Below are 13,476 nucleotides of genomic sequence, written 5' to 3'. Positions count from 1 at the left end.
CCCCATATCCGCACAAAAATGATAAACTATCACTCCATTAAAAAAAATAAATGGATAAACATTCAAGTGAAATAAAAACGCCATGAAAGGCGTTTTCGAAAGATGTTTTTATTTTATAACATCTGACTGAAGAAAATGAAGTTGTTGATGCAATTTTTTCAGGATCACCCTGCGGGTAAAAATTCCTTCCAAAACCCCTCCTTCATCCGTCACACATATGAAAGTGTGGTCGATCACAAGTTTGAATGCTTTTTTCCAATCATCCGTTACAAGCAACCGCGGCATATTCTTCATCATGACCTCTTCTACTTTCATATGCTGCAAACGTTCAAATTCAATTCTTTCCAACCCTAAAATAGAATCCATAATATTATTGGTGCTGATCAACCCGTGCAAGCGGAACTGGGGATCCAATACGGGCACCGCCGCATATCCTGATTTTGTTAACAACAGCAAGGCGTGCTCCAAATTGTTTCCTATTTGTACATGAGCGACTTTATCCGCAGGGATCATCAGATCTTTTACACTTAACTTTGCCAACCCTTCAGAAAAAACTTTCTCCATTTGTTTCTTCCTCTCATTTAAAAATACAAATTAAAACCTTCAACCCCATCATACCATTTTGTAAGCGATTTATCCCGTGAAAAGACTGACTTTTTTGCAAGGTACTTTCGCAAAATGGAGTATTATCCATGATACACGAACATGGTTTGAAATTTTGTCGGAATTTGCAGGAGGCAAAAAAATCAGCACAGAGCTAAATAGACAATAAACCCGGATTTACAATCCGGGTTTATTGTCTTCCTAACAAAGGGGGAGCGGGGGGTCATTTACCAATGTTCAAGCAAATGAAACACTTTGTCTTACATTTTTAATGATAATGATTATCAATTTCGTTGTCAATCGTTTTTTAGTTTTTTTTAAAAAAAGCGCACGATCATCTCTACCAGTTGGCAGTATAACTTACATAAAATATGTAAAGAAGGACGAGGGAAAGGGCAACAATATAAACAATGAAAACAGGATTGCGAACATACGGATGTCTCTCTACTTTTTCGCTCACTTCCTCGTCATATTGACTATTTTCTTTTTCCATTCTTTTTCCGACTTGCATGGTATAAAAAAATCCGACAACTAAAATAAGAAAAAAGATTACACCGAGGATTAGGTTCGTATTTTGCATGGTTCACCCTTCTTTTTTCATTATCATGTGAAAAAAAAAGGGGGATTATTCATAAAAGACCATCGTGCTCAAACAAATAGGCGTATGGTATATCGACAAACAAATAATGGCCGTCATTCAGCGGATAGGAAAACGTCCTAATCGTCTCCCCTGTTTCAATATCGGAATATAAGTCGCTTAAAAAGCCTTTTTTGCTTACGCGCAAACGCATGATATTCTCCAAAAAATACGGGCGCCAGCTCCAATTTTTCATATAATATTCTTTTTGAAAAATCCATCTGTCTTCCATGCGAAAAATATTTCCAGATTTCTGAAAGCCGTTTTCATCACAAACATAAATTCGAAAGCTCATCTCACCCAGCTGATCAGCCAAATATGTGATCAGTTCATCATAATGGCTGATGGGCTTTTTATACTTGCCAATCAATTGCGAAATGGCGTTATGAAATTGTTCTGAATAAGAATAGAGCGCTTCAAGTTTTTTCTTTTCATATTGGATAAAATGGTTGAATTCCTGTTGCAGACGCTCTTTTAAACAATCTTTTTCGACAAAATTTCTTTCTGGATAGTGAAGATAAAAGCCTTGGTAATAACGTCCTCCGTTTTTCCATGCATATTGCAATTGAAAGTTGGCTTCAATGCTTTCGTATAAAAGGACGGCTCCAATTTTTCTTGCCAATAAGGAGATTGAAAATAAAACATCGAAATATGATTGGCTCGGCGATGTTAATTTCAACGGCTGAAGATCAATTTTTAAAATATCCGGAGATAATAATCCGATTCTGTCTAAGTTGCTTGAATCTTTTCCAATTTTGTCAACCGCTATTTTCAACCCATATGTACGGTAATACGTCAAAAGATGATCAAGCTGATCGATATCACCTGTATAATTATGTTCTGTTATTTCAAGCACAATCCGGTTTAAGTCAAGCCCCTTCTCCTTTTCCTCAAGCAATAAATTCAAAAAAGTTTCACCGTGATCCATCATTAATAGATTCGGGTCTCGATTTATAAAAAGCAAAAGGTCTTGATCCAATGTTTTTATTTCCTCAAGCGCTTTTTTGACAATTGCATCATCCACTTCGTTGCGATATTCTTCAGGGATGCTGTCGTCATGGAAAAAGGGGCCCAAGCTGTGCAATTCCCCATCCAACTCAATTCTCCCCAGCAATTCATACCCAATGACTCTTTGTTCTTCCGCGTTAAAAATCGCTTGATAAAACGGTACGATTTTATCTGTATTTGTTAATACATCTAACGGATCCATAAACATCCCCCACAATCTGTTTCTCTTAAAAAATATAACATGAGAGGCTTTTGGCATGAATATAAATGCATGCGGTTTAGCTAACATTTTGTGAAAAAAATGAAAATCTTTTTTCTATTTTCTCATGATATAATGAGAAAAGCCACTATGAAAGAATGGTTGATAGAAATGAAGATGACAAGAAGAACATTTTTAAAATCTTTTTTTTGGGCTGTTGCCGGCGGTTTTTTAATGTCTTCCGGCTTGTACAACTACGCAAGATACATTGAACCGAGAAGATTAGAAGTGAAGAAAAAGGCGTTTTTCCATCCAAAGCTTTCACAAGCTTTAGATGGTTTAAAACTTGTTCAATTTAGCGACACGCATCTTAATGACCATTTTCAAATTGAACATTTGAAGAAAGTCGTTAACAAAGTGAACGAGTTTGAACCAGATCTGATTGTGTTTACAGGTGATCTAATAGATGAACCGAACCGCTATCCTTATTTTGAACAGATCCCTCCTGTTTTAAAAAGGCTCCGCGCTTCATTAGGGAAATTCGCTGTTTACGGAAACCATGACCATGGCGGATATGGTACAGACCTTTATGAAGAGATTTTGCTTCAAGCGGATTTTCATTTGCTTAAAAATGAACGGAAAGAAATTGAATTATTGGACGGAAGCCGAATTGTCCTTGCCGGCCTAGACGACTACATTCTCGGAAAACCGGATTTTCGTAAAATTTTTAGAGAATCAGATAAAAATGATTTTACGATTCTTCTCGTCCACGAACCTGATGCCGTCTTACAGGCAAAGGAGTATCACTTTGATCTCCAGTTATCCGGTCATAGCCACGGCGGTCAAGTAAAAATTCCGTTTTACGGCGCTGTTTACACACCACCTTACGCCAAAAGATTTACAGAAGGATTTTATAAAATTGGCCAAACATCTTTATATGTAAACAGAGGGTTAGGGACGACAAGGCTGCCATTCCGATTTTTGTCTGTTCCGGAAATCACATTATTTACATTGCATGCCAATAAATAGACTTTTTTATAATTTTTCGTTTTTTCCTCATACACTGCAAAAAAAGATGTTAAAATGATTCTATGTGGTTTTCTTGATGAAGAAGTTTAAGGAGAATTATTTTATGGAGATCTTTCAAAATCCAAACTTTGTCAAACTTTTTTTGGCAGCCCTTGCATCGCAAATGGGCTCAACGATCGGGAATATGGCATTTGCCTTTTATTTGCTCGATCGTTTCGGACATAAACCTTATTATACAACGGTTGCTGAGTTAATGTACTCTTTGCCCACCATATTTGTATTTTTCATCGTTGGTGTGATTGCCGATCGCTTTGATCGGAAGAAAATTGCCGAAAATTGCGATTGGATCCGCGCTTTCATCACCGTTTTATTATTCGCCGCCTTATTTACTGACAACTTACCGTTAATCTTTTTCATTTTATTTTTGCGAAGCGCTGTCACAAAATTTTTTTATCCGGCGGAATCCAGCTTAGTTCAGGCGATATTGCGAAAAGACCAATACGCACAAGCTTCCGGTTTGAATCAAATGCTATTCAGCATCTTTTTAGTGTTTGGAGTCGGATTAGGGGCCATTGCTTACCGAACGATCGGTATTCAAGGAGCTGTTCTTGTCGATTTAGTCAGTTTCGTTCTATCGGCTTTATTCATTCGTTCATGCAATATTTCAAAAGAGGCGAGGCTTCCAAATGGCTCTGGCAAATGGCGGGATTTGGATATCACATCCGCTTTTTGCGATTTTATGGAAGGGATTCGGTACATTTTGAGTAACCGGCTTTTAACTTTGATTGTTTTCGGATTTTTTCTGTTTGGTTTCTTTCAAGGATGTTTTGCCGTGCTGCCCATGTTTACGATGAAATATGAACTGGCTCCCGAATCTTATGAAACGTATTCTTCCATTTTATCAATGTTTCTCGGATCAGGTCTGCTTGCCGGCAGCGGAATATCATCCGTCATCGCCAGAAAAATTAAACCGTTTACGATGTTTATCGTCCCGATATTTTTAGCTAGTGTGCTTGTTCTTTTTCTAGGTTTAGCAGATCAAGTGAAAACTTACTTGCCGATCATTTTTTTCCTCGGCATGTGCATCGGACCGATCAATGTGGCAATCGGGGGCTGGATTCCGAAAATTGTTGATCCAAAGCTGATGGGGCGTGTAAGCGGATGGGTCGATCCGTTAATGATGTTTGCCCAATCGATAACACTTCTTTTTGTAGCGGTTTTGTATCCAAGAATAATCCGAGATATCGATGTATTATATTATGGCATAGCCCTTATTATTCTTTTTGTTTTTCTTTTCTACGCCATCTTCATGCCGAAACATTTGAATGAGCGGGAAGAACAAACTGAAACGAAAAAAGTTCAAATTTTATGAAACAAGGGAATGGACAATCTCTCCACTCCCTTATTAATTATGACGGGCATGATCGATCGTTTGCTCTAATATTTTTTTCACATGTTCATCATCATGCGAATAGTAGACAGTTGTTCCTTCCCTTCTGAACTTGACTAACCGCAAATTTTTTAAAAACCGCAATTGGTGGGAGACAGTTGATTGCAACAGTTTCAGCTCAGAAGCGATTTCATTGACGGAACATTCTTTTTTCTCTGCCAGCAAATGCAAGATCCTTATTCTCGTTGGGTCTGATAAAGCTTTAAATGTTTGCGAGACAATAAAAAGCGTTTCTTCATCAATGTCATCATATTTTGCTTGTTCGTGCTCCAAATGACACACCCTGCTTTCCTATTGAAGTACACTTTATATTATATAAAAAAACAGGTTCTATAAAAACGGTTGCGTTTTCGCTTGATAAACGTATAATTTAATTAATAATCATCACTGAAAAAAGAAAAGGAGATTCCATATGGACGATCTAAATCGATGTCAGCTTCTTAAAGAAACTCCTGAAAATATTGCCAAAGCTATTTATGTTGTCAACTGTCATGCCAAAACAGCACCGGATCCAAAATATTTGTATTATTTAAAAAAGAAAGCTTTGCTAAAATTGATTGCTGAAGGCAAAGCAACCAAAAAAGGACTGCATTTTTCCAACAATCCGAAACGGAGCAAGCAGCAATCAGATGTTCTCGTATCGGCAGGGAGTTATTTTTTTCATATGCCCCCAACTAAAGCTGACCTCCAAAATCTCCCGCACCTAGGCTCCTTAGACAATACATATCGAAATCCAAAAACACATTTGCCGTTGTCAAAAGCAAAAGCATTGCTTGAACATTATATTGGAGAAGACAATCCTCAAGGTTCCGCCAAAAGGAAGCAAAGAACACGACCTTATCAGCGAGCAATGTTTAAACGATTAGGGGAACGTTATTTTTAGGCAAAAACGAAAGAGGCTTATTCAGCCTCTTTTTCGATTTGTTTTTCATTTTCCTTAAACAGCAGTTCATCGATTTTTTCGATTAAAACATGCACTTCCGGTTTGCTTACTTGCGCATTCGCTCCGACTTGTTTTCCTTTATGCCTTAAATCGTCGGTAATCAGTGATGAAAAGATTATGACCGGAATATGTTCAAGATCCGGGTTTTCTTTGACTCTTTTGGTAAGATGGAGCCCGTCGAGCTGCGGCATTTCAATATCGGTGATGATCAAATCAACCTGTTCTTTTTCATTGGCGACCGCCTCCTCTAAATAATCAAGGGCATCTTTACCGTTTTCAAAAAACTCGAATTGTTTAAACCCCGCTTCTGACAGCGTCTCTTCCAAAAGTCTTCGGAGAAGCGGAGAATCTTCGGCAACGACAATTTTTTTATCAGATCTGTCACGTTTATCGATTTTTCTCGCTTTTTCTTTTTGAATGCCCGACTCGGGATTAATTTCCACAACGATTTTTTCAAAATCCAACATAAGAATCATTTCATCATCTAATTTCACGACTCCGGTAATTTGGGTTTCAAGACCTTGATACATTTCAGATGGCTTCTCGATTTGCTCCCACGACACACGATGTATTTGCGTCACTTGATGAACCCGAAACACCACTTTCTGTTTATTAAATTCTGTTACGATCATCTTATCTTTTTCGCTCGGTTCCGGATTCGGGTGGCCGATCGCTTTCGGAACATTCACAACGGGAAGAACTTCTCCTCTCAGTTCAATAATGCCTTCCACATACGGATGGACATGAGGAACGCTTGTTACAGGGAGAGGCTGAATAATTTCCTTCACTTTCATGACATTTATGCCAAATTTGTTTGATCCGACAATAAATTCCACAAATTCGAGTTCATTTGTCCCGCTCTCAAGTAAAATGCCTTTTTCGTTCATATCGTTCTTCCTTCCATTTCAAAAATTTGCGAAGGTATCTATCCCCTTTTTATATCGGTACATTTGGCTTGTCATTTAATACTTCATCCTCTACATAACGATGAAACACGAGCCCAATGGCGACAAGAATCATTAAAGATCCCATCGCTGTTCGGCTTGCTAGATTTCCATAGTCTGCCAAAAACCATGTGATCGTCCCGTATAAGAAAGGGCCGGCAATGGCTGATACTTTGCCTGAAAAAGCAAACAAACCAAAAAACTGCCCTCGTTTGTTCTCGGGAGAAAGTTCGACAATGAGCGTCCGGGTTGTCACCCACATCGAGCCCAACGCAACTCCAAACAATCCCCCTGCCACCCAAAACATCCATTCCGAAAAAGCAAATGTGCCCGTGAACAATGCGATCAATAAAAGGAAACCGACGGCGTTGACAGCCCTCTTTGATCCGATCCATTTGGAAATATATCCGAATAAAAATGAACCGATAATGCTCGTTACTGTGGAAACTAAATAAAGCAATATAAATTGTCCGCTTGTAAAGCCGACGATCGCCTTTGCATATACGGCCATCATTGCAATCGCGGTTGCAATCGCATCATTCAAGAAAAAATAAGCGAGCATAAACATAAAAAGCGAGCGATATCGCCTCGCCTCTTGGAAAGTTTTCCAAATGTCGCTATAACCACTGAAAAAAGAAGATGTTGATCTTTTCTTCGATTGATTTGTTTGTTCTTTCATAAAAAAGAAAAGCGGAAACGAAAACATAAGGAAAAGACATGCCGTTGGGATAAACGCTTCATCATACTGACCTTCTTCAATAAAAGGATAGACGGACAAACCAACCAATGTTCCTACATACCCAACCGCCACACCAAATCCGGAAATAACAGGAATTTCATCTTTCGCCCCTAAATCCGCAATCATTGTGTCATAAAAGACAAGACTCGAATTATAAAAAAATTTTGCAAGGACAAAAAAGATGATAACCAAAAATAAAGAGAAAGGAATGCCGAAAATAGTAAAAGAAAGGGAAACATCGCCAAAAATCCCCATCAAGAAAGTAAATAATACGGATAACACTGTCATTGGCACAAGAAAAAGCTTCTTTCTTTTCGTCCGGTCAATCCAAACCCCATAAAGGGGGGAGAAAACAACAATTAAGAAACTGGCCATTGCATTCGCAAAGGAAATGAAAGAACTGGCAATTTGATTTAATTGTTCGTTCGTGCCAACCGCTTCCTGCAGATAAAAAGGAAAGAATATCGTTTGAATGTTCGACGAAAAAATCGTGTTGGCAAAATCATATAATGCCCATGACAACACAGGAAGCGATATGAGCCGTTTTGCCATTGATTTCCTTTCCGCATTCAAATCCGTTTTTCGCATGTCTTCACCTGCATATCGTTTTTATATTGCTAACATGACAATTCGACAAAAACCGGCTGTTCCCTTCTAATTTGCATAAAATTTACATTACCAAAAAGGTGAATATGGTCAAACACCTTGCAACAAAATTTGCATATGTTGAGAATGAATGAAATGTCAGAAAGGAGAATAATCTTGCATCCATTTGATCGGCAATTGATGTTTCCAGGTTTTCAGCCGCCTTTTGCAGATCCGGGAAGCTTCGACCCACCTCCATTTGCTCCCCCTTCCGGCATGAGTCCTTCAGGTCCGCCGTCAGGACCGCCGCCTAGCTACACGCCAACGGAATCGCCCGGTGTTGGAGTATATGCTGTGGATCCTGGCGGGCTAAGGGGATGTTTATACCGTTTCACTTATATTCGTTTAACAAACAGAACAAGATTTTGGTTTTATCCAGTGTTTGTCGGACGAACATCTGTCGCCGGTTGGCGGTGGAGACCGCGCCAGCGGAGATGGGTTTATTTCGGTATTGATTTAACAAATATTTCCTCTTATACTTGTGTGTGAAATTTTAATCCGGCGCGCTGCCATTTCTCAGGCGGCGTGTTCGATTAATCTGCATTCCTGACTTTTCAATTGCACTGTTTCAAACGCAAGCTCGACTGTTGTTTTCAACGCTACGGCAAATTTAATTTCAATCGATCTGCTTTCATCCAAGTAACGGCCTTCAAACGCTGCTTGGATGATATTTGACCTCCCTGAATTTTCAATCTCGACAACTAGCTTTTATTCATGCAAGCTGCCGATACTTTACTTAGTGCCCCATTGCCGCCCCGATCATGATAATGGCTTTTCAGGTGAACGAACAAGCAGTATGATTCGAAAATCAATACCTAAAACGGGTTTAATGGGAATATTTAATAAATTCGTTGGCGGTTTGTTTGTCATTTCCTGCCAAAATACCGATAACACCCCCTTGCTCAAGCTCCTTTCGTTGCAGCTTCCATGATGCTACCGCCCCTTGTGAACAGCACAGCTCATTTTAGCTTTTTCTTATCCAAATTCCCCTGCATTGGCTTGAATCATTCGGGTATCTTTCCAGATTGACCAGTGACAGCGATTTTTAGATCCCCATGGTTGATTGTTTCTGTTTACATTATACGCCGTTGATGAAGGGAACTTTGTAAATATTTAAACAAAAGGAACTGCCCAATTTTAATTTTTACAATTTAGGTCCCTTTTGAAAATGAAACCATCCCATTCTGTAAAAAAGATAGAGCATTCCCGTTCCTATCACGGTCATCGCGCCTAAAACAATGAAATATCCATATTTCCATTTCAGTTCAGGCATGTATTGAAAATTCATCCCGTAAACCCCGGCGATAAACGTCAATGGCATAAAAACAGATGAAATAACAGTTAATGTCATCATGATCGTATTCATTTTGTTGGAATTAAATGATAAATAACTGTCTCGAATATCTGCCGCCACTTCGCGATTTGCATCAATCATTTCAACAAGCTTTAGCAAATGATCATATATATCATGAAAATATAAATCTTGTTCCTTTCGCTCGTTCAGACCGTTCGAAGAAATGATCCGATACATTAAATCCCTCATTGGAATGATCGTTCTCCTTAATTTCGACAATTGCGACCGAATCGAAAAAAGTTCTTTCATTAACTCATCAATTGTTTTTTTTCTGTTATTTTCTTCAATTTGATTTAACAAATCCTCGAGCCGATATACTGGAGGAAAATAATCATCGACAAGTTGATCTGCCAGTTTATGCAGAATTTTTCGCGGGCCGCCTTTAAGCGCATCATCCTTTTTCACCTGATGCCAAGTGTTGTTTAAATTGCGAATGGCGTCATGATGAAAAGTCACGATTCCTCTATCGCTCACGAACAAATCCAATTCTTCAGGCTCTAATGTTTGTTGGTGAATGGCATGTAAAACGACAAACAAATAAGATTCGTAAACATCAATTTTCGGTCTTTCTACATTTTCCACACAATCCTCAATCGACAGCGGATGAAAATGGAAAAATCGGCCTAACAGTGTGATTTCTTCTGTTGTAGGATGGTCAAAATCCACCCAATACCAACTGACATCTTTTCGGCGAATCTCTTTAAGAGGACAATCATATTTCACATCCATATTTTCTGTAACAATTAAAGTTCGGATCATATCATTCACACTTTCAACAAAAAATTTAAAGATATTGTTAGTTTTCCACCAAAAGCAATGTTAAAACATGATAAAATAAAAAACGAATTTTTCATAAAGCAGGTGAAACTATGGAGCATTTAATCAATCAGCAAGTGAAAAATATTGAAATCTCCGGCATTCGCAAATTTTTCAACATTGTTTCCAACTATGACGACATCATCTCGCTCACCATCGGCCAGCCGGATTTTCAAACCCCTTTGCATATTAAAGAAGCAGCCAAGAAGGCGATTGATGAAAACTTTACAACATATACGCATAATGCCGGTTTTTTGGAATTGCGACAAGCTGTCAGCCAGTTTATGAAAAAAAAATATCAACTTGAATACAATCCGCAAACTGAAGTGATTGTCACAACAGGGGCGAGCCAGGCAATCGATATTGCGCTCCGGACCATTTTAGAACAAGGCCTTGAAGTGCTATTGCCTGCGCCGATCTATCCGGGGTATGAACCAATTATCCGCATGTGCGGCGCCACACCTGTTTTGGCCGATACGGCGCCTTATGGTTTTAAATTAACGAAAGATTTAATAGAAAAGCATATAACAGAAAAAACACGTTGTATCATATTGCCTTATCCGTCAAACCCGACTGGCGTGACATTGACTTCTGAGGAGCTGAAAGAGATCGCAGATGCTGTTCGCGGAAAAGATATTTTCATTTTAGCGGATGAAATCTACAGTGAATTAACCTATGTGGGGAGCCATACCTCGATTGCTTCTTTTTTGCGGGAGCAAACGATCGTCATCAATGGACTTTCCAAATCCCACAGCATGACGGGGTGGAGAATCGGATTTTTAATGGCTCCAGAAAACATTGCTAAGCACATTTTAAAAGTTCACCAATACAACGTCTCCTGCGCTTCATCCATCTCGCAAAAAGCTGCTTTCAATGCTTTGACGGAAGGATTTGATGACGGGAATCAAATGAAAAAGGAATATGAAAAAAGACTTGATTATGTATATAATCGGCTGATTGACATAGGGCTTGAAGTCGTGAAACCGGGAGGGGCTTTTTATTTGTTTCCATCAATCAAACCGTTTGGAAAAAGCTCTTTTGATTTCGCATTGGAATTGTTGAAAAAAGCGGGTGTTGCCGTCGTCCCCGGGAGCGCATTTTCTCGTTACGGAGAGGGATTCATCCGAATCTCCTACGCCTATTCGATGGAGGAGCTTGAAAAAGCGCTGGATAGACTGGAACATTTTCTCCGAACGGAAAAAGGGTAAACAGTGCTTTTTCAAGCACTGATATCCTTTTTCGGAAGTTTGATCGTAAAGACTGTGCCTTTCTCGCTGCTGTTCACATCAATCGTGCCATGGTGATGCTCAATGATTTTATATGTAATCATTAATCCTAAGCCGGTTCCATTCTTCTTCGTCGTTAAAAAAGGTTCTCCGATTCGTTCCAACACTTCTTTCGGAATCCCCTTTCCTTCATCTTTCACTTTCATCACAATGAAATCGCCTTCTGTTTTTGATGAAATCGTGATCGTTCCACCATTTGGCATCGCATCGATCGCATTTTTGATTAAATTAATAAATACCTGCTTCAGCTGATTTTGGTCGCACAACAATTCTTGCGCTTCTTCCGCAATGTCCTTGCAAATGACAATATTTTTTAAAATGGCTTCCGTTTCAAGCAATGTAACAACTTCATGCAAAATAATGCCGACATTTGCTTTTTTCAAGGCCGCTTCCTGAGGCTTTGCCAGCATAAGAAGTTCACTTAAAATCATTTCAATCCGGTTTAATTCAGAAAAAATGATTTCAAAATATTTTTTCCCTTTTTCACTTTCACCTTGCAGCAGCTGCAAAAACCCTTTAATGGCGGTTAGCGGATTGCGAATTTCATGTGCAATTCCGGCCGCGAGCTGTCCGGCCAAAGAAAGCTTTTCCGATCTGATCATCAGTTCTTCCGCTTGTTTCCGATCAGATAAATCCTTCAAGATGATTTGCACGGCAGGTTCGCCAAAATAAGTTGTTGCTATGCATATCATATCGGTATGAATGATTTTTTTTGTAAACGTTAACCATTTTTGTTTCATAAAGACGGTTTCCGAATGCCCCCTTACGATTTCGTCCAATTGCCACTTGAGCTCTTCATGATATTGCAAGGGCAAAAATTGAAAAATGCTTTTTCCTAATATATCCTGATAATCAGGAGCTTCAAACAGTTTCATCCCTGATTTATTCATGAACACCCATTTATTATTATGTATAACAGCAATTGTATCTATTGAATTATGAATTAGCTTTTGGTATCTTTCCCGGCTCTTTTTTAAAATGTATTGCACGTTTCTTTTGGAAGAAACATCGGAAATCACAAATAATTCCGCTTTTAATCCATTGTAATCAATCAAAGTGGTTCGTAATTCAACCTCCATTTTTCTTTTATCCATTCGATTCCAACTCAATTCCAATAATTCGCCGTCATTTCCTTTATGAAGCTGATGGATTCTTGAATGGATGACAGGATGAAAATCGCAGTCAATGAAATCGTAAATCATCTTCCCTTCTATATCATCTCGTTTTTCCGCTCCGAGCAAATGGAGCATCATGGAATTTGCATATTGAATTTTCCCATCAATGCAAATCATGATCGGGCACGGCAATCGATCTATGAAATGGGTGGTGCAATCATTCGGAGTTTGATGGCTCCCATCACGGAATCCAATTCGTGCGCCGCTTGAATGTTCAGACTGTTCATGTTGGGCAAGCGTAAATTTCATAATAATTTCATTGGCATCGATGTTGATCACATCGGTGGAAACGTTAAATCGCAAATAACCGCCGCTTTTTTTAAATAATCTTAATGATTTCGGAAGAAATTCGTGCTTATAAAATAACATGTCTTCCAGCAAATACAGATCATCTTTATGAATGTAATCAAAAATACTAGAATTCAGCAATTCCTCTTGAGTGTATCCAAGAATTCCCATGCAATTTCCCGTGAAATATAAAATCTTCCCCCTATTTGAAATAATGAAAAAAAATTCTCCCGTTCGTTTCTGCATCTGTTTTTCCTTCTGCAGATCCATCAGTTGCCCCCCTTAATGCTTATTCTCTCTAAATGAGAATTTTTTCTGGTATGTTTATGAAAATGAAAAATATCCCTTATTGACTAAAAT

At 38.7% G+C, this 13,476-nt stretch carries 14 protein-coding genes; 5 read left to right on the top strand and 9 right to left on the bottom strand.

Annotated elements, in window-relative coordinates; all coding sequences use genetic code 11:
• Positions 1–108: 108 nt before the first annotated feature.
• From cbpB to AC0KTX_RS10855, 3 genes are all read right to left on the bottom strand, one after another.
• The gene (gene cbpB / locus AC0KTX_RS10865; RefSeq protein WP_474252222.1) at positions 109–564 is read right to left on the bottom strand and encodes a cyclic-di-AMP-binding protein CbpB; all 456 of its coding nucleotides are present in this window, start codon (positions 562–564) and stop codon (positions 109–111) included.
• Positions 565–943: 379 nt separating this feature from the next.
• Positions 944–1,183 carry a hypothetical protein gene (locus AC0KTX_RS10860; RefSeq protein ID WP_474252221.1) on the bottom strand — a complete coding sequence of 80 codons (240 nt, stop codon included), beginning with the start codon at positions 1,181–1,183 and terminating at the stop codon, positions 944–946.
• A 49-nt stretch (positions 1,184–1,232) separates the two neighbouring features.
• Positions 1,233–2,450 (bottom strand): EAL-associated domain-containing protein, encoded by a 1,218-nt coding sequence (locus tag AC0KTX_RS10855; RefSeq protein WP_474252220.1) that lies wholly within the window; start codon positions 2,448–2,450, stop codon positions 1,233–1,235.
• 147 nt (positions 2,451–2,597) lie between these two features.
• Here AC0KTX_RS10855 and AC0KTX_RS10850 point away from each other — a divergent pair, with 147 nt between their 5' ends.
• Positions 2,598–3,476 carry a metallophosphoesterase gene (locus tag AC0KTX_RS10850; protein ID WP_474252219.1) on the top strand — a complete coding sequence of 293 codons (879 nt, stop codon included), beginning with the start codon at positions 2,598–2,600 and terminating at the stop codon, positions 3,474–3,476.
• A gap of 103 nt (positions 3,477–3,579) precedes the next feature.
• A complete protein-coding gene (locus AC0KTX_RS10845; RefSeq protein ID WP_474252218.1) occupies positions 3,580–4,848 on the top strand; it encodes an MFS transporter in 1,269 nt (422 codons plus the stop codon).
• 33 nt (positions 4,849–4,881) lie between these two features.
• Here the strand turns inward: AC0KTX_RS10845 and AC0KTX_RS10840 are convergent, their stop codons facing one another.
• Complete coding sequence (locus AC0KTX_RS10840) at positions 4,882–5,199, bottom strand: ArsR/SmtB family transcription factor (RefSeq protein WP_474252217.1); 318 nt, start codon at positions 5,197–5,199, stop codon at positions 4,882–4,884.
• A gap of 139 nt (positions 5,200–5,338) precedes the next feature.
• Here AC0KTX_RS10840 and AC0KTX_RS10835 point away from each other — a divergent pair, with 139 nt between their 5' ends.
• Complete coding sequence (locus AC0KTX_RS10835) at positions 5,339–5,809, top strand: YkyB family protein (RefSeq protein WP_474252216.1); 471 nt, start codon at positions 5,339–5,341, stop codon at positions 5,807–5,809.
• Between the two features lie 17 nt (positions 5,810–5,826).
• Here AC0KTX_RS10835 and AC0KTX_RS10830 read toward each other — a convergent pair whose 3' ends face one another.
• Both AC0KTX_RS10830 and AC0KTX_RS10825 read right to left on the bottom strand, forming a co-directional pair.
• Positions 5,827–6,756: a chemotaxis protein gene (locus AC0KTX_RS10830; protein WP_474252215.1), complete on the bottom strand. Its 930-nt coding sequence runs from the start codon at positions 6,754–6,756 to the stop codon at positions 5,827–5,829.
• 49 nt (positions 6,757–6,805) lie between these two features.
• The gene (locus AC0KTX_RS10825; protein ID WP_474252214.1) at positions 6,806–8,140 is read right to left on the bottom strand and encodes an MFS transporter; all 1,335 of its coding nucleotides are present in this window, start codon (positions 8,138–8,140) and stop codon (positions 6,806–6,808) included.
• A gap of 174 nt (positions 8,141–8,314) precedes the next feature.
• Between AC0KTX_RS10825 and AC0KTX_RS10820 the strand changes: the two genes are divergently transcribed.
• Entirely contained in the window at positions 8,315–8,686 is a 372-nt protein-coding gene (locus tag AC0KTX_RS10820) for a transporter (protein ID WP_474252213.1), read from the top strand.
• 27 nt (positions 8,687–8,713) lie between these two features.
• Here AC0KTX_RS10820 and AC0KTX_RS10815 read toward each other — a convergent pair whose 3' ends face one another.
• Both AC0KTX_RS10815 and corA read right to left on the bottom strand, forming a co-directional pair.
• Positions 8,714–8,836: a hypothetical protein gene (locus AC0KTX_RS10815; protein ID WP_474252212.1), complete on the bottom strand. Its 123-nt coding sequence runs from the start codon at positions 8,834–8,836 to the stop codon at positions 8,714–8,716.
• A 505-nt stretch (positions 8,837–9,341) separates the two neighbouring features.
• The gene (corA, locus tag AC0KTX_RS10810) at positions 9,342–10,310 is read right to left on the bottom strand and encodes a magnesium/cobalt transporter CorA (RefSeq protein ID WP_474252211.1); all 969 of its coding nucleotides are present in this window, start codon (positions 10,308–10,310) and stop codon (positions 9,342–9,344) included.
• A gap of 110 nt (positions 10,311–10,420) precedes the next feature.
• Here corA and AC0KTX_RS10805 point away from each other — a divergent pair, with 110 nt between their 5' ends.
• Entirely contained in the window at positions 10,421–11,575 is a 1,155-nt protein-coding gene (locus AC0KTX_RS10805; RefSeq protein WP_474252210.1) for an aminotransferase A, read from the top strand.
• Between the two features lie 11 nt (positions 11,576–11,586).
• On the opposite strand, the gene AC0KTX_RS10800 is transcribed toward AC0KTX_RS10805, so the two are convergent.
• On the bottom strand, positions 11,587–13,386 hold the full coding sequence (locus AC0KTX_RS10800; RefSeq protein WP_474252209.1) for an ATP-binding protein: 1,800 nt from the start codon (positions 13,384–13,386) through the stop codon (positions 11,587–11,589).
• Positions 13,387–13,476: the final 90 nt, after the last annotated feature.

The sequence above is a fragment of the Aeribacillus sp. JST-2 genome, assembly GCF_056032925.1.
The sequence above is the reverse complement of the archived record's forward strand: the minus strand, read 5'-3'. Positions and strand labels throughout refer to the sequence as shown.

Coding starts and splice junctions, on each gene's coding strand:
- cbpB (WP_474252222.1), bottom strand. CDS start 564: ATGGAGAAAGTTTTTTCTGAAGGGTTGGCAAAGTTAAGTGTAAAAGAT.
- AC0KTX_RS10860 (WP_474252221.1), bottom strand. CDS start 1,183: ATGCAAAATACGAACCTAATCCTCGGTGTAATCTTTTTTCTTATTTTA.
- AC0KTX_RS10855 (WP_474252220.1), bottom strand. CDS start 2,450: ATGGATCCGTTAGATGTATTAACAAATACAGATAAAATCGTACCGTTT.
- AC0KTX_RS10850 (WP_474252219.1), top strand. CDS start 2,598: ATGAAAGAATGGTTGATAGAAATGAAGATGACAAGAAGAACATTTTTA.
- AC0KTX_RS10845 (WP_474252218.1), top strand. CDS start 3,580: ATGGAGATCTTTCAAAATCCAAACTTTGTCAAACTTTTTTTGGCAGCC.
- AC0KTX_RS10835 (WP_474252216.1), top strand. CDS start 5,339: ATGGACGATCTAAATCGATGTCAGCTTCTTAAAGAAACTCCTGAAAAT.
- AC0KTX_RS10830 (WP_474252215.1), bottom strand. CDS start 6,756: ATGAACGAAAAAGGCATTTTACTTGAGAGCGGGACAAATGAACTCGAA.
- AC0KTX_RS10825 (WP_474252214.1), bottom strand. CDS start 8,140: ATGCGAAAAACGGATTTGAATGCGGAAAGGAAATCAATGGCAAAACGG.
- corA (WP_474252211.1), bottom strand. CDS start 10,310: ATGATCCGAACTTTAATTGTTACAGAAAATATGGATGTGAAATATGAT.
- AC0KTX_RS10805 (WP_474252210.1), top strand. CDS start 10,421: ATGGAGCATTTAATCAATCAGCAAGTGAAAAATATTGAAATCTCCGGC.
- AC0KTX_RS10800 (WP_474252209.1), bottom strand. CDS start 13,386: ATGGATCTGCAGAAGGAAAAACAGATGCAGAAACGAACGGGAGAATTT.